The organism is Streptomyces sp. GQFP, from assembly GCF_021545335.1.
In the GTDB taxonomy this organism is placed as follows: domain Bacteria; phylum Actinomycetota; class Actinomycetes; order Streptomycetales; family Streptomycetaceae; genus Streptomyces.
Genome location: NZ_CP089312.1, coordinates 1,416,237 through 1,432,068, shown reverse-complemented (window position 1 = coordinate 1,432,068; position 15,832 = coordinate 1,416,237). Strand labels below are relative to the sequence as shown.

Annotated in this window: 13 protein-coding genes; 6 read left to right on the top strand and 7 right to left on the bottom strand. The window is 71.0% G+C overall.

What is annotated here, in order from left to right; translation table 11 throughout:
- Positions 1-25 precede the first annotated feature (25 nt).
- The 3 genes from sthA to LUX31_RS06295 all read right to left on the bottom strand — a co-directional run bounded on the left by sthA (position 26) and on the right by LUX31_RS06295 (position 3,526).
- Positions 26-1,429 (bottom strand): Si-specific NAD(P)(+) transhydrogenase, encoded by a 1,404-nt coding sequence (sthA, locus tag LUX31_RS06305; protein ID WP_235473759.1) that lies wholly within the window; start codon positions 1,427-1,429, stop codon positions 26-28.
- Positions 1,402-2,814 (bottom strand): DUF3533 domain-containing protein, encoded by a 1,413-nt coding sequence (locus LUX31_RS06300; protein ID WP_235473757.1) that lies wholly within the window; start codon positions 2,812-2,814, stop codon positions 1,402-1,404. Before LUX31_RS06300 ends, sthA begins: the two co-directional genes overlap by 28 nt.
- Positions 2,815-2,941: 127 nt before the next feature.
- Positions 2,942-3,526, bottom strand: coding sequence for a TetR/AcrR family transcriptional regulator (locus tag LUX31_RS06295; protein WP_235473756.1), 585 nt, complete (start codon positions 3,524-3,526; stop codon positions 2,942-2,944).
- A 251-nt stretch (positions 3,527-3,777) separates the two neighbouring features.
- Here LUX31_RS06295 and LUX31_RS06290 point away from each other — a divergent pair, with 251 nt between their 5' ends.
- A complete protein-coding gene (locus LUX31_RS06290) occupies positions 3,778-5,223 on the top strand; it encodes an MFS transporter (protein WP_235473754.1) in 1,446 nt (481 codons plus the stop codon).
- Positions 5,224-5,355: 132 nt separating this feature from the next.
- Here LUX31_RS06290 and LUX31_RS06285 read toward each other — a convergent pair whose 3' ends face one another.
- Positions 5,356-5,811, bottom strand: a complete 456-nt coding sequence (locus LUX31_RS06285; protein WP_235473753.1) for a MarR family winged helix-turn-helix transcriptional regulator — start codon at positions 5,809-5,811, stop codon at positions 5,356-5,358.
- 233 nt (positions 5,812-6,044) lie between these two features.
- Between LUX31_RS06285 and LUX31_RS06280 the strand changes: the two genes are divergently transcribed.
- Entirely contained in the window at positions 6,045-7,007 is a 963-nt protein-coding gene (locus tag LUX31_RS06280; RefSeq protein WP_235473752.1) for an alpha/beta hydrolase, read from the top strand.
- Between the two features lie 26 nt (positions 7,008-7,033).
- Here LUX31_RS06280 and LUX31_RS06275 read toward each other — a convergent pair whose 3' ends face one another.
- The 3 genes from LUX31_RS06275 to LUX31_RS06265 all read right to left on the bottom strand — a co-directional run bounded on the left by LUX31_RS06275 (position 7,034) and on the right by LUX31_RS06265 (position 10,040).
- On the bottom strand, positions 7,034-8,545 hold the full coding sequence (locus LUX31_RS06275; protein ID WP_235473750.1) for a sigma-70 family RNA polymerase sigma factor: 1,512 nt from the start codon (positions 8,543-8,545) through the stop codon (positions 7,034-7,036).
- Positions 8,546-8,643: 98 nt separating this feature from the next.
- Positions 8,644-9,036: an SCO5389 family protein gene (locus LUX31_RS06270; protein WP_235473749.1), complete on the bottom strand. Its 393-nt coding sequence runs from the start codon at positions 9,034-9,036 to the stop codon at positions 8,644-8,646.
- Positions 9,037-9,089: 53 nt separating this feature from the next.
- Positions 9,090-10,040 (bottom strand): ATP-binding protein, encoded by a 951-nt coding sequence (locus tag LUX31_RS06265; RefSeq protein WP_235473748.1) that lies wholly within the window; start codon positions 10,038-10,040, stop codon positions 9,090-9,092.
- Between the two features lie 181 nt (positions 10,041-10,221).
- Here LUX31_RS06265 and LUX31_RS06260 point away from each other — a divergent pair, with 181 nt between their 5' ends.
- The 4 genes from LUX31_RS06260 to LUX31_RS06245 all read left to right on the top strand — a co-directional run bounded on the left by LUX31_RS06260 (position 10,222) and on the right by LUX31_RS06245 (position 15,708).
- Positions 10,222-10,758 carry a GNAT family N-acetyltransferase gene (locus LUX31_RS06260; protein WP_235473747.1) on the top strand — a complete coding sequence of 179 codons (537 nt, stop codon included), beginning with the start codon at positions 10,222-10,224 and terminating at the stop codon, positions 10,756-10,758.
- Positions 10,759-10,868: 110 nt separating this feature from the next.
- Positions 10,869-12,371 carry an ABC transporter substrate-binding protein gene (locus tag LUX31_RS06255; RefSeq protein WP_235473746.1) on the top strand — a complete coding sequence of 501 codons (1,503 nt, stop codon included), beginning with the start codon at positions 10,869-10,871 and terminating at the stop codon, positions 12,369-12,371.
- A 3-nt stretch (positions 12,372-12,374) separates the two neighbouring features.
- The gene (locus LUX31_RS06250; protein WP_235473745.1) at positions 12,375-14,132 is read left to right on the top strand and encodes an ABC transporter permease subunit; all 1,758 of its coding nucleotides are present in this window, start codon (positions 12,375-12,377) and stop codon (positions 14,130-14,132) included.
- Between the two features lie 343 nt (positions 14,133-14,475).
- Positions 14,476-15,708, top strand: coding sequence for an MDR family MFS transporter (locus LUX31_RS06245; protein WP_235473744.1), 1,233 nt, complete (start codon positions 14,476-14,478; stop codon positions 15,706-15,708).
- The last annotated feature ends 124 nt before the right edge of the window (positions 15,709-15,832 follow it).

Sequence of the window (15,832 nt, the reverse complement as noted above, 5' to 3'; positions counted from 1 at the left end):
GACGGGCCCAGCCGTACGGCAGGACTCAGTCCCGCAACCGGTCGATCTGGCGCAGCTTGTTCGTCGCGTCCAGTGCCGCCACCTTGTAGGACTCCGCGAGCGTCGGGTAGTTGAAGACCGCGTTGACCAGGTAGTCGACCGTGCCTTCGCAGCCCATCACGGACTGGCCGATGTGGATCAGTTCCGTCGCCCCCGTGCCGAAGCAGTGGACGCCGAGGAGTTTGCGGGTCTCCGGGCAGACCAGGAGCTTGAGCATGCCGTGGGAGTCGCCGATGATCTGGCCCCGGGCCAGTTCGCGGTAGCGGGAGATGCCCACCTCGAACGGGATGCTGTCCTCGGTGAGTTGGTCCTCGGTGCGGCCGATGAAGCTGATCTCGGGGATGGTGTAGATGCCGATGGGCTGGAGGTTGTGCATCTGGTCCACCGGCTCGCCGCACGCGTGGTACGCCGCCGCCCGGCCCTGTTCCATCGAGGTCGCGGCGAGGGCCGGGAAGCCGATGACGTCGCCGACGGCGTAGATGTGCGGCACCTCGGTGCGGTAGTGCTCGTCGACCGTGATCCGGCCACGCCGGTCGGCGGACAACCCAGCCTTGTCCAGGGCGAGTTCGTCGGTGAGGCCCTGGCGGCCCGCCGAGTACATCACGGCGTCCGCGGGGATCTTCTTGCCGCTCTCCAGGACGGTGAGGGTGCCCCGGGGATGACGTTCCACCGCCGCGACCGTCTCCCCGAACCGGAAGGTGACGGCCAGGTCCCGCAGGTGGTACTTGAGCGACTCGATCACCTCGACGTCGCACATGTCGAGCATCCCGGCCCGCTTCTCGACCACCGTGATCTTGCTGCCGAGCGCGGCGAACATGGAGGCGTACTCCATGCCGATCACCCCCGCGCCCACGATGACCATGGAACGCGGCACCCGTTCCAGGTTGAGCACGTTGTCCGAGTCGAGGATCGTCTGTTCGTCGAACTCCACGCTGTCCGGCCGGGCCGGCCGGGTCCCGGTGGCGATGACGATGTGCTCGGCGCTCAACAGCCTTTCGTTGCCGGTCACTTCCTGGAGCGCCACGGTGTGGTCGTCCACGAAGCGGCCGGTTCCGGCGAACAGGGAGACATGGTTGCGGGACAGCTGGCTGCGGATGACATCGACCTCGCGGCTGACCACGTGCTCGGTGCGCGCGGTCAGGTCGGCGACGGTGATGTCCTCCTTGAGACGGTAGCTCTGGCCGTACAGATCGCGCTGGGTGAGGCCGGTGAGGTAGAGAACCGCCTCGCGCAGGGTCTTGGAGGGGATGGTGCCGGTGTGGATGGAGACCCCACCGACCATGTCGGGGCGGTCGATGACGGCGACCCGGCGGCCGAGCTTGGCCGCCGCGATGGCAGCCTTCTGGCCGCCAGGGCCGGATCCTATGACAAGCATGTCGAAGTCGGGCACCCTCGTGAGTTTGTCAGTCCGAGGCCGACGTTCGAAAGGGTGAACGGGCAACGATTGGCGTGCGCTTCACCCCAGGAGGGCTGCGGAGTGAGGCGTTCGAGGCCCTTGCGGTCGTAGTAGCGGGTCATCGCGAAGCCGAAGAGCAGCGCGAGCGCGGTGCCGATCGCGATCATGATCCAGGCGCGGGTGAGCCCGGCGTCCCCGCGGGCGTCGAAGTAGAGGATGGCCCGTACCCCGTCGCCGAGTTGCCGCATGGGCTCGAACGCGGACAGGAAGCGGTAGAAGTCCGGGACCGCCTGGAGCGGGACCGTGGCCCCGGACGAGGGCAGGCCCAGGACGATGAACACGAACATCGACACGAGCTGCCCGATCCCGCCGAAGGCCGCGTTGATGGCCTGGACGCCGAGACCGACCGCGAGGGTGGCGCAGTACGAGTACAGCCACAGCAGGGGCAGATGACCGGCGTCCATGTCGAGGATGCCGACGGTCGCGAGCATGACCAGGGAGACGCTGAGGAGTGTGATTCCGGCGGTCATGCCCATCTTCAGCAGCAGGGTCTGGGTGCGGTCGACGGGCACGGTCGGGCGGCGTGTGTGCCAGGGGCCGATCTCGTTGTCGGCGTAACCGAGCGAGGTGTCCACCGCGTTGCTGATGACGTTGCCGCCCATGAACCCGGCCAGCACGAGCAACAGCGTGTAGTAGAAGGTGCTGAGCCCGAGGCCGCTGTTGGTGCCGATGGGATGCCCGACCTCGGTGGTGACCGCGACCGGGTCGGCCAGCAGTAGCTTCGCCGTCGCGTCGGCCCCTGTCGCGCTCGCCGTCAACTGCTCGCCGATGTTCTGCGAGGCATTGTGGGCGGCGGCCGTGGTGATCTGGCTGGCGAGGGAGGAACCGAGGCTGCCCTTGCCGGGATTGGTCAGCACGGTCAGCGCCGGACGGGCGGTGGCGCTCGTGCCGGTCAGCGCGGCGACGGAGGCGGTGAAGCCGTCGGGCACGACCAGCGCCCCGTAGAGCTTGCCCGAGTCCAGCTGGTCCTGGGCCCGGGCGAGGGTGAGTTCACGCCACTCGGCCTTGTCGCCGCCGGAGGTGTCGGTGATGACGGCCCGGACGATCTGCGCACCCAGGTTCTCCCGCTGCCCGGACAACGGCTCGCCCCGGTCCGCGTTGACGATGCCGATGGGCAGGTCGTGCAGATCGCGGTTGGGGCTCACGATGCCGCCCATGTAGAGCAGCGACAGCAGCAGCGCGAGCAGCCCGGTCAGAACGGTGGGCAGCAGCCACAGCTTGGGCCGACCCAGCAGCGCGGTGCCACGCGCCTGGACGCGGCCGGCGGGGGAGGGGGTTTCGGAGGACGTCCCGGAGGACGGACTGTCGTCGGCTGGCATGGTTCTCCGGTGGCTCTGGGGCGGCCCGGGACCCGAGGTGGTCGCCGCCCGCCCGGCCAGGATCATGCGTACGCCGGCACGGCCGTGCCAGCGACTCGCCGAGCCGGCGGCGTCGACGAACGTACGACTACCGAGCCATGTGGACGCGGACCCCGTCGAGGGCCACCGCCAGGACGCGGTCGCGCTGGGTGTCGTCGAGGAAGTTCGTCGAGGTGATGCCGGCGAGCATGCGCAGCAGGTCGTCGAAGGTCATGTCCTCGCGCGCCTCCCCGGCCGCCTGCGCCCGCTCGAACAGCGGGCCGCCCGCCTGGTACATCGAGTCCCGGCAGGCCAGGAAGATCTCCGACTCGTGGTTGAGGGCCTCGCGGACGGCCCGTTTGGTCACGGTGTACCCCACGAAGCGGCGCAGCCACGCGGTCAGCGCCTCCCACGGCGGCTGGTCGGCGACCTCCAGCGCGAACCGGCACAGGGCGTCCACCTCGTCGGCGTACACGCTCTCGAAGAGATGGCGGCGGGTGGGGAAGTTCCGGTACAGCGTGGCGATGCCGACCCCCGCGCGCCGGGCGATGTCCTCCAGGGACGCCTCGGAGCCGTGCTCCGCGAACGCCTCGCGCGCGGCGGCCAGCAGGGCGTCGTAGTTGCGTGCCGCGTCCTTGCGGTGCGGGCGCTGCGTCGCGGCGAAACCGCTGACGGGGTACGACTGTGCCGTCACGGATGCCTCCCTGGCCGGGCGCCGGTCGGGCGCGCTCGAAACGGATGCGGACCTCCGGTATTGAAGCGGAGGTGAGCCTCCGCTAGAGTGGAGGCGTACCTCCACTTTAGCAGTCGGGGTGCGTTCCCCCTGTGACGCGTACGGCCGTGCGCATCGCAGGCGTGCGCGAACGCGGCCCTCGCCACGTCTACGTCTACTCCGCCACCTCTGTTCGGAGATGCCTTTCCATGCCCCGCAAGTCCACTGGCTCCATGCTCTCCACGCGCTCCACCCGCCTCACCTTCGCGGTCCTCGCGACCGGTGCGGGCGTGTTCTCCATGCTCCAGTCGCTGATCGCACCGGCCCTGCCGACCGTCCAGCACGCCCTGGACACCTCGCAGTCCACCGCGACCTGGGTGATGACGGCCTTCCTGCTGTCCGCCTCGGTGTTCACCCCGATCCTCGGCCGCGTCGGCGACCTGATCGGCAAGAAGCGCACCCTCGTCGCCGTCCTCGTGGTCGTGACGCTCAGCTGTCTGCTCGCCGCGCTCGCGCCGAACATCGGCGTACTGATCTTCGCCCGGGTCGTCCAGGGCGCGGGCGGAGCGCTGTTCCCGCTGTCGTTCGGCATCATCCGGGACGAGTTCCCGCCGGGTGAGGTGAGCGGCAGCATCAGCAACCTGTCCGCCGTCATCGCGGCGGGCGGCGGCGTCGGCATGGTGGCCGCCGGGCCGATCGTGACCGCGCTCGACTACCGCTGGCTGTTCTGGCTGCCCGTCGGCGTCGTGGCCGTCACCACCCTGATCGCCATCCGCTATGTCCCGGAGTCGCCCAACAGGGCTGTCGGGCGCGTCAGTTGGCTCGGTGCCGTACTGCTGTCGGCCTGGCTGGTCGCCCTGCTGCTGCCGCTCAGCCAGGCGACCCGATGGGGCTGGGGCTCGGGCCGGACCATCGGCCTGTTCGCAGCCGCCGTACTCCTCTTCGCCCTCTGGCTGCTGACGGAGGCGCGCTCCAGCACCCCCCTCATCGACCTGAAGATCATGCGCCTGCCCGCCGTGTGGACGACGAACACCGCCGCGCTGCTCTTCGGCGCGGGCATGTACTCGGTCTGGTCCTTCCTCCCCGGCTTCGTCCAGACACCCGCCTCCGCCGGGTACGGATTCGGCGCGAGCGTCACCTCCGCCGGACTGCTCATGCTGCCGATGCTGATCGCGATGTTCCTCGCAGGTGTCCTGGGCGGCAGGCTGACCCCGGTACTGGGCGCCAGGAAACTGCTCACCGCCGGTGCCGCGCTCGGCGCCGTCGCCTGCGGATTCCTCACCCTCTGGCACGACGAACAGTGGCAAGTCGCCTTCGTGGCAGGCGTGTTCGGCCTCGGCATCGGACTGGCCTTCGCCTCGATGGCCAACCTGATCGTCGGCAGCGTCCCGCCCGAGCAGACCGGCGCGGCGACCGGCATGAACGCCAACGTCCGCACCATCGGCGGCTCGATCGGCGCCGCCCTGACCAGCGTCCTGGTCACGAGCACCCTCCAGCCCTCGGGCCTCCCGTACGAATCCGGCTACACCCACGGCTTCGCCCTGCTGGCCGCCCTCTGCCTGGCCGCAGCCCTGGCAGCCCTCCTCGTACCGACCGCCCGTCCCGACCAGCCCCTGGGCGCAGCTCGAGCCACCGCGGACCCGTCACCCACACGGGCCGAAACCGCCACCCGCACCTGACCAACGTTCAGCCGGGGGGGCTGGCCCGCGCCCCGGCTTTTAGGGGCGCGGGGAACTGCGCGATCAGCCCCCACCGGCCCGCGGTGAACGAACTACACGTCCCGCGGATCCCCCTGAGACGGAGCGCCGGCGTCAGCCGCCGCTCACGTTGGCCGTCAGCAGGCGCAGCAACTGCTTGGCCAGCGCGTCCTGTTCGGCCGTGAGGCCCATCGCGTCGCCGATGGCGAGGGGCACCGTACCCGCCCGGTCACGCATCGCGGCGCCTGCCTCGGTGAGACGGAGGGCGACCGAACGCTCGTCCTCCGCCCGCCGCTCACGCCGCAGCAGACCGTTCCCCTCCAGGCGCTTCAGCAGCGGGGAGAGGGTGCTGGACTCCAGCTGGAGGGCATGCCCGAGATCCCGTACGGAGATCGAGTCCTGCTCCCACAGCACCAGCATCACCAGGTACTGCGGATAGGTCAGCCCCAGCTCGTCCAGCAGCGGCCGGTAGCGGGCGGTGACCGCCCGGGAGGCCGCGTAGAGGGCGAAGCAGAGCTGGTCGTCGAGGAGCAGGGAGCCCTCCTGCGGCGGTGCACTTCGGGGTGTCACGGTAGGGCTCCTGGTCTCCGCGTTGTCCTTGGTCGGTTCCGTGTCCGCATGACGCCGTGCACGGTGATTTCCACCCTAACGTTCACGTCCTCCCGATTCCATAGAGCACCAGCAAATAGAGGTCTAATAAGTAGCGCACGATCTAATTGGGCGCTACTCTTCTGGTGTGCCGCCGCTCCCCGGCGAAACCCGCAGATGGAGCCTGCCCCGGCACCCGATCCGAGGAGATCGTCATGACGACCGACACCCGCCCCGTCCTCGAACCCGCCGCCGCCGGCTTCGCCGAGGCGACCGCGAATCCGCCGTACCTCTTCGACCTCGGTCCGGTCGAGGGCCGCAAGACGGTCGACGAGGTGCAGTCGGGCGAGATCGACAAGCCCGCCGTCGACGAGGAGTGGGTCACCGTCCCCGGCGGCCCCACCGGAGAGGTCCCGGCGCGGATCGTCCGCCCGGCCGGTGTCCAGGGCGTCCTGCCGGTGATCGTCTACATCCACGGCGCGGGCTGGGTCTTCGGCAACGCCCACACCCATGACCGTCTGGTGCGCGAACTGGCCGTCGGCGCACGGGCCGCGGTCGTCTTCCCCGAGTACGACCTCTCGCCCGAGGCCCGCTACCCGGTCGCGATCGAGCAGAACTACGCCGTCGCCCGCTGGATCGTCTCCGACGGCGCCGACCACTACCTGGACGCCACCCGGATCGCGGTCGCCGGTGACTCCGTCGGCGGCAACATGGCCGCCGCGCTGACCCTGATGGCCAAGGAGCGCGGCGATGTGCCCCTCGTCCAGCAGGTCCTCTTCTACCCGGTGACCGACGCCGCCTTCGACACCGGCTCCTACCGCCAGTTCGCCGAGGGCTACTTCCTGCGCCGGGACGCCATGGAATGGTTCTGGGACCAGTACACGACCGACGCGTCCGAGCGCGCGCAGATCACCGCGTCGCCGCTGCGCGCCAGCACCGCCCAACTCACCGGCCTGCCCCCGGCGTTGGTCCTCACCGCCGAGGCCGACGTCCTGCGCGACGAGGGCGAGGCGTACGCGAACAAGCTGCGCGAGGCCGGCGTACCCGTCACCGCCGTCCGCTACCAGGGGATCATCCATGACTTCGTGATGCTCAACGCCCTGCGCGGGACGCATGCCGCCGAGGCCGCCATCGGGCAGGCGATCAGCACCCTGCGTACGGCACTCGGCACGGCCTGAGCCCGTAAGCCTGGAGGACGGCCGGGTCACATGGCGTCGAGGTAGTCCCGCAGGATCTGGGAGCGGGACGGGTGGCGCAGCTTGGACATCGTCTTGGACTCGATCTGACGGATCCGCTCGCGTGTCACGCCGTACACCTGGCCGATCTCCTCCAGGGTTCTCGTCCGGCCGCCGGACAGGCCGTAGCGCAGGGAGATGATCCCGGCCTCCCGTGGCGTCATGTCCGCGAGGATGGACTGGATCGTCTCCTGCAGCAGCAGGAACGTGACCATGTCCATGGGCGTGACGCTGTCGCGGTCCTCGATCAGGTCGCCGAACTCGCCGTCGCCGTCCTCGCTGAGGGCGGTGTGCAGGGAGACGGGTTCCTTGGTGTAGGTGGCCAGTTCGGGCAGCCGTTCCACGTCGACGCCCGCCCTCTCCGCCAGCTCCTCCGGCGTGGGTTCCTTGCCGAGGTCCTGGATCAGCTCGCGGCGGGTGCGGGCCACCCGGTTGATGACCTCGACCAGATGGACGGGGATCCGGATGGTCCGGCCCTGGTCGGCCAGCGCGCGGGAGATCGCCTGCCGGATCCACCAGGTCGCGTACGTCGAGAACTTGAAGCCCTTCGCGTAGTCGAACTTCTCGACGGCCCGGATCAGGCCCGTGTTGCCCTCCTGGATCAGGTCCAGGAACAGCAGCCCCCGGCCCGTGTAGCGCTTGGCGACGGACACGACCAGCCGGAGGTTCGCCTCGATGAGGTGGGACTTGGCGCGCTCCCCGTCCGCGGCGACGATCTCCAGCTCCCGTCGGAGCACGGCGTCCTCGGGGGGCTCCTCCAGCAGTTTGTGCTCGGCGTACAGCCCGGCCTCGATGCGTTTCGCGAGGTCGACCTCCTGGTCGGCGCTGAGCAGCCGGACCCGGGCGATGAGCCGGAGGTAGTCCCGCACCTGGTCGACCGAACCTCCCGCGTTGCTGAGCCGGGGGAGGGGAGCATCGCTCTCGTCCTCGGTGGCCGGGTCGAACACATCGGTCACCTCGGTGTCGGTCGCCATCGTGCTCACTTCCTCTCCAGGAGTGCACGCAGGAACGTCCCTGTAGGAGAACGAGCCTCGGCCGCCACGTGTTCCGGAGTGCCCTGGGCAATCACCCGGCCGCCACCGGTCCCGCCCTCCGGGCCCATGTCGATCACCCAGTCCCTCGTCCAGTACATACAGTGTGCGCCCCCGCGTACGGCGCTGGAGTTCGGCGGCGAGTTTGACCCGCTGCGCCTCGCCGCCGGAGAGGGTGGTGGCGGCCTGGCCGAGCTTCACATAGCCGAGGCCGACGTCGTGCAGTGCACCCAGATGCCGGGAGATGATCCCGTGCCATCTCCACCCTGATCGCGCCGTCGCCGAAGCAGTGCTCGCAGCGCCCGCCCTTGACGTGGTGTCGAACGCGAGACTCGACTTCCCGGAACCCGACACCCCGGTGAATACGATCAGCGCGTCCCGGGGCAGCTCCACGGAGACGTCCTGGAGATTGTGCTGACGGGCGCCCTTGATGACGATGCGGTCTTTCACCCGTTCGACCGTAGAGGGCAGGGGGCCGTAGGGCTGCCGAATCGTTGTCAACTTTTTTGGGGCCGGGAAATCTTGATCGACCCGTCAGCATCGCCCCGTCAGCAGTCGCGGAACTCCGGGGACTGGTTGAGGACCTGCGAGCGCAGCGAGGTGAAGCGGGCGTAGGTCTCGCCGTTCTGCGCGCCGGGGTGGAAGGCCGCGACCCGGTGGCAGTTCTGGAAGGCGAGCGCGATGCCGAAGTGCCGCTCCAGGCTGCCCCGGATCGCGTCACTGGCCAGCGCCCGCAGCAGCTGACCGCGCTCCTGCTCGGAGGGCGGCGGGGTCTGGTTGTCGGCGAACTCGGCGGTGCCGCCCTGGAGTTCGGAGGCGAGGTCCGCGATGAGGTCGTAGGCGTAGGGGAGGGAGGTGCGGACGGTTTCGACGAAGTCGTCCTCGCGGATGTCACCCTGCTCGGCTTCGGCGAGGAGCTGGGGGGAGACGTCGAGCGACATGAAGGGGGTGTCCTGTTCTTTCGATCTCGCGAAGTGGGGCAGTGGGGGTGTGGTCAGGCGAGGGAGGCGGGCCCGTGCACGAACTCCGGGTCGACCTGATCGGCCAGGTCCAGGCCCGTCGCCTTGTCCGCCCAGGCCTGGGCGTTGCGCAGATGGAACTCGACGGCGTGCCGCTGGAAGGTGGCCCAGTCCTTGGGGCGGGCGTCGAGCGCGTCCTTGAGCTGGTTCAGCGCGTGCAGGTTGTGCGGTTCCAACTCGCCCTGGTCCCGGCCCTGTTCGGCGGCGCGCACCCAGGAGGACTGGACGAAGTGGGTGAGCAGGTCGTCGCCGGTCTCCTCCTTGAGGAAGAGCAGGTCGTCCTCGCCGGTGACCTTGTTGCCGATCACCGCGAGCGGAATCCCGAACTCGCGGGCGTGGTCGCGGTACTGGCGGTAGACGGAGACGCCCTTGCGGGTCGGTTCGGCGACCAGGAACGTCATGTCGAACCGGGTGAACAGCCCGGAGGCGAAGGCGTCCGCGCCGGCGGTCATGTCGACGACGACGTACTCGCCGGGTCCGTCGACGAGATGGTTGAGGTACAGCTCCACCGCGCCCAACTTGGAGTGGTAGCAGGCGACGCCGAGATCGCCCTCCTCGAAGGCGCCGGTCGCCATCAGCGGCACGCCGCCCACGCGCTCGACGTGCCGGGCGTGGATCTCGTCGTCGCCGAGCGGACGCAGCAGCCGGGAGCCACGGCCGGCCGGGGTCGTCTTGACCATGGCCTCGCGCGACTCGATACGCGGGTTGGTGCCGCGCAGGAAGTCCTTGATGTCACCGAGATGCGCGCTGAGCGGCGGCGCGGCGAACGCCTCGCCGCCGACCGGGTCGAGCGCCTCGGCGAGGTGCTGGTTGATGTCGCCGTCGATGGCGACCACGAGCGCGCCGGAGCGTGCGAGATGGCGGGAGAACAGTGCGGACAGCGTGGTCTTGCCACTGCCGCCCTTACCGACGAACGCGACGCGCATTACCGGGCCGCCCCTCGGCCGGAGGCGGCCTCTTTGCCAGCCATTTTGAAAATGAATGTCATGTGGCAAGTATTTATGCGGCGCCGGGGGCTCTGTCAAATCACCTCGCGCTCAACTGGGGTGCGACGGCTTCGAGTTGGCGGCCGTTTGTTCGACCTTCCTAAATGCATATGATGTGCAGGTGCATCACTACCGCATCAGGACGGCGACCCCCGACGACCTCGACGGCGCGCGAGCCGTCATGCTCGACACCGTCTACCGCGACTTCGGAACGGGGTACGTGCCCCGCTGGCACGGCGACATAGTCGACCCGGCGTCCGCCTATCTGGCGCCCGCCCGGCACGCCCTCCTGGTCGCGGTCGACGCGCGCGACGCGAGCGTGGTCGCCACCGCCGCCCTCGACTCGCGCGGCCCTCTCCATCCGCCGAACCCGCGCCATGTCGCCGAGCGCTATCCCTCGGGCGCGACCGCGCAGTTGCGTCGGGTGTACGTCCGTCCCGAGCACCGCAGGCGCGGACTGGCCCGGCGGCTCGTGGCCGAACTGCTGGCCTTCGCGGCGGCCGACGGCGGCTATCGCGCCGTGTATCTGCACACGGACCCCGCGGTCGCCGGCGCAGAGGGCTTCTGGCGGTCGCTCGGCAAGGTCGTGCACGATGAGCGCGAGGACGCGGGCGGCGGGCAGGGTGTCGTCCACTTCGAGGTTCCGCTGGAGCGGTGATCGCAGGTGGTCACCCCGGGCTGGCTATTGGAAATGATAATCATATAGGGTCCAGTTTCCGTGCGGCCTTCGTCCGTGCCGCACCGCCCCCTTCACAGAACCCGAGGATCATGCGCACCCCCCGCCGCCGACTGCTCGTCGGAGTCCTGCTCGCCCCGCTGCTCACCGGTTGCTTCGCCTCCAGCGGCAGCGACGACGGCGACTCGTCGTCGGACGCCGGGTCCGGCTCCCGGCTGAAGGTCGCCCTCGCCTTCCCGCCCGCCGAGAACTTCTCGCCGTACGGCGCCGACGCCACCCTGCTCAGCCGTCTCGGCGTCACCGAGGGCCTGACCGCCCTGGACGCCAACGGCTCCGCCGCTCCCGCGCTCGCCGAGTCCTGGACCCGCCAGGACGACCGCACCTGGCAGTTCACCCTGCGCGAGGCCACCTTCCAGGACGGCACCGCAGTCACCGCGGCCACCGTCGCCGCCGCCCTCACCCGTGCCACCCAGGCCGAGCCCGAGCCCGCCGCCCTCACCGGCGTCACCCTCACCGCGAAGGCCGCGGCCGACGGACGAATAACCGTCACCACGGCCGAGCCCGACCCCGTGCTCCCGCTGCGCCTCTCCAGCCCCGGCCTCGCCGTCCTCGCGCCCAAGGCGTTCGCGAAGAAGGGCGCCGTCGACCCGGTCGGCACCGCCACCGGACCCTTCGAGCTGACGAAGACCACCGGCTCCACCGCCGCCACCCTCGACCGCTTCGACGACTACTGGGGCGGACGTGCCCAGGCCGCCGGCATCGATGCCCGGTTCATCGCCGACGGCACCGCCCGCGCCAACGCCCTGCGCACCGGCCAGGTCGACATCGCGGAAGCCGTCCCCGTCGCCCAGGCCCCCTCCCTCGACAAGGCGACCCGCCGCGAGACCGCCACGGCCCGCACCACCTACCTCCACCTCAACACCAAGTCAGGCGCCTTCAAGGACGCCGGGCTGCGCGCCGCCGCCCGCGCCGCCGTGGACACCTCCGCGATCGCCGACGGCGTCTACGAAGGCCACGCCGACGCCGGCCAGGGCGTCTACGGCCCGGCGCTCACCTGGGCCGAGGGCAAGCGCGTCCAGCCCACAGGCCGCGCGAAGGTCGCGGCGCCCGACGGCACGGCCGTCACCCTCGCCACGTACGACAACCGGCCCGAACTCCCGGAAGCCGCCCAGGTGTTGAAGCAGCAGCTGGAGAAGGCCGGGTTCAAGGTGACGTTGGAGGTACGGGAGTACTCGCGCCTGGAGAGCGACGCGCTGGCAGGCAAGTTCGACGCCGTCGTCGCCGCCCGCAACACCATGCTCGACTCCGGCGACCCCGTCTCTGTCCTCGCCAGCGACTACACCTCCGACGGCGGCTACAACCTCTCACTCCTCTCCGACAAGAAGGTCGACCAGGCCGTCGCCGAGGCCGAGGGCATCGAGGACACCGCGAAGCGGCAGGACGCGGCCATGGCGGCGGAGGCCCTGATCCTCGGCGCCGATGCCGTCGTCCCGCTCGTCCACCAGCGGATCATCACCGGCGTCGACGCCGACGTACAGGGCGTGCTCCTCGATCCGTACGAGCGCACGCTGGTCGGTACCGGAACCCGGCGCTGACCCGTGCGGGGTCGTGTGGGCACGCTCCTGTGGCGTGCCCTGCTCGCCGCGCTGCTCGTGTGCGGGATCGGCCTGCTGCCCTGGCTGACCCGCACCGACCCGGCGCTCACCGTCCTCAAGGCCCGTTCGGCGGAGCGTGAGGCCACCCCGGCCGTACTGGCCGACATCCGGGAGCAACTCGGCCTGGACGCAGGGCCGTTGCGGCTGCTGGGGGAGTGGATCGGCGGTCTGCCGCAGGGCGATGCCGGGCGGTCCTGGATCTCCGGGACCGAGGTCATGCCCGGAGTACTGGAGGCACTTGGCGCCTCGCTGCTGCTGATGGCCGTGGCGCTGACCATCGCCGTGCTCGTCGCGGCGCTGGTGTGCGCCCGCACCCTGTGGAGCGGCGGGAGGCACGGCGGCGGCAGCGGTTCGGCGATGGTCGCCGCGCTGCCCGAGTTCCTCACCGCGTCCGTGCTCGCCACCGTCGTCGGCGTCCAGCTCGGCTGGCTGCCCGCCCTCGGCTGGTACGGCTTCCAGTGGACGATCCTGCCCGGACTCGCCCTAGGCCTGCCCGCCGGGGCGCTGCTCGGCCGGCTCCTCGACGATCTGCTGCCCGGCGCCTTTGCTGAACCCTGGGCGCTGGCCGCCGCCGCACGCGGCATCCCGGCTCGACGGATCGCGAGCCAGGCGGTACGCCGCTGTTTGCCCGGACTGCTGCCCAACGCGGGCCTGTTCGTCGTCGGGCTGACCGGCGGCTCGGTCGCCGTCGAGCAGATCTTCGACATCCCCGGCCTCGGCCGCACCGCCCTCCAGGCCGCCATCGCCCAGGACCTGCCGGTCCTCCAGGCGAGCACCCTCGCCCTGGTCCTGCTGGCGGCGCTGGCGGCGGGCGGAACCCGGCTGACAGCCCGACTGCTGATCGGACCCGCCCTGCGAGACGGCGGCCTCTCCTCCCTGCACCGCCCCGGTCCGCCCGCCCGCCGCACCCCACCCCTGCTGTACGCAGGTGTACTGCTCGGCGTCGTCGCCCTGGGCCTGCCACGCGACCCCCTGGCCCTGGACACCCGGGCCCGACTCCAACCCCCGTCCTGGACACACCCGTTCGGCACGGACGCACTCGGCCGCGACGTCCTCGCCCGCGTCGGACACGGCGCCCTCGACACGCTCCTGCTCGCCTCGGCGATCAGCGCCGCCGCCCTGCTGATCGGCCTGCTGCTCGGGCTGGTGCCCCGCGTGTCCGAACCGCTCGTCGACACGGTCAACGCGATACCGCCCGTACTCGCCGCGCTGCTCGTCACGGCGGTCGTGGGCAGCGGCGGGGCCACCCCCGCGCTCGCCGTGACCGCCGTCGCCTGGGCACCACTGGCCGCGCACACCGCCGCCCTGCTGCGCCAGGAACGGGCCACGCTGCATGTCACGGCCACCCGGGGGCTGGGCGCCGACCGCTGGTACGTCCTGCGCCACGAACTCCTGCCCGCCGCGCTGCCCCCGGTCACCCGGCACGCCCTACTGCGCCTGCCCGTAGTCGCGTTGGCCCTCGCGGCCCTCGGCTTCCTCGGCCTCGGCGCCCAACCCCCGTCCCCGGAATGGGGCTTGCTCCTCGCCGAGAACCAGCCGTACGCGGAACGCGCCCCCTGGGCGGTGCTGGCCCCGGCCGCGGTACTCGCCCTGCTGGGCGCGTTGGCGGTGACGGCTGCGGGACTCAGGGTCCGGCGGCCCCGGAGGGCGGTGCGGGCGGCCCAACACCGGCCGGAAACACGAGAGTTGGCTTTCCGGTGATCGCCTCCGGAACCGTTGCCGAGGGCCGGGCTGTCCGCGCGGATGTGCCTGTCGCGGCTGCTCGGGACGGGGTGGCGGCGGAGGGTGGTGGGTGCGGCTCAACCGCTTCGGGAGGCGCGGGAGTTGGCCTTCCGATGATCCCGGTTGTCCCGGCGGGAGACGGTGTGCGCGGCCCGAGCTCGCCGGGAGACAAGAAGGCCGGCCTTCCGGCGGGCGCCTCCGCAGCTGCCCGCAACGGTGAGCCGCCTGCCCGGATGTGCCCGGCGCCGCTCTGGATGCCGCCGCCCCGGATGACTGTGCCCGCGTCCCAACACCTCCCGGATTCACGAGAGTTGGCTCTCCAGTGACCACCCCAGCAACCGCCGGTCTTCAGGGCGGGACGCCCGCCCGGACGCGGCTGTCGCCGCTGCTGCGGCTGCTGATCCTCACCCAACTCGCCTTCAACGTCGGCTTCTTCGCCGTTCTGCCCTTTCTCTCCGAGCATCTCGGGCAGGCGATCGGCATGGCCGGCTGGCTCGTCGGGTTCGTGCTCGGGCTGCGTACCTTCAGTCAGCAGGGGCTGTTCGTGGTCGGGGGTGCGCTCGCCGACCGGTACGGCATCCGGCCCGTGGTGCTCGCGGGGTGCGCCCTGCGCATCGCCGGCTTCGCCTGGCTCGGCTATGCCGACTCGACCGCGACCGTCATCGGCGCCGTCCTCCTCATCGGCTTCGCCGCGGCCCTCTTCTCGCCCGCCGTCGAGTCCGAGGTCGCCCGGCAGGCCGTGGTCTGGGAGGAGCAGGGCGGCGGCTCACGCACCCGCGTCCTCGCCCTGTTCACCGTCGCCGGACAGGCGGGCGCCTTCGTCGGGCCACTGCTCGGCGGACTGCTGCTGTCCGTCGACTTCCGTGTCGTCTGTCTCGCGGGCGCCGGAATCTTCGTCCTCGTTCTCGCCGGGCACGCCTGGCTGCTTCCGCAGCACATACCCGGCAGGGAGCGCATACGCGCGAAAGGGGGCGTGCGCACACTGCTGCGCAACCGTCGGTTTCTCGCACTCTGCTCCGCGTACGGCGCCTATCTCCTCGCGTACAACCAGCTGTACCTCGCGCTCCCCGACGAGGTCGAGCGCGCGACCGGCTCGCAGACCGCCCTGGCCTGGCTGTTCGCCCTCTCCTCGCTACTCGTCGTGACCGCCCAACTGCCGGTCACCCGCTGGGTCGGCGACCGTCTCGCCCTGCGCCGCTCGATGGTCGTCGGGATGCTGCTGATCTCCGCCGGATTCGCCGTCGTGGCGCTGGCCAGGCCCGCGGCCTGGACCGGAACCGTCGGGCTGCTGCCCGCCGCCGGGTTCGTCGTCCTGCTCACCTTCGGCCAGATGCTGGTCGCGCCGGTCGCCCGCGCCTGGGTCCCCGACCTCGCCGAAGACGGCCGGCTCGGCCTCTACACCGGCGCCCTGTCGTCGGTTTCCGGCCTGATCGTGCTGGTCGGCAGCTCGCTGACCGGCACCCTCCTCGACACCGGACTGCCCGCCGCCGTCCCTTGGCTGGTGCTGGCCGCCGTACCCCTCGCGGCCATCGCCGTACTGCCGCGGCGGGCTTGAACCGGTGGCCGGGGAGCACCTGCGGGGTCTGAGAGGTGCGGCGGTGGGGCATGCCGATTGGTAGCGTCACACCACCCGCGCCGACACGCGCGGGTGAGCGGCGCCGAGCACCGCCGAGCAGGAC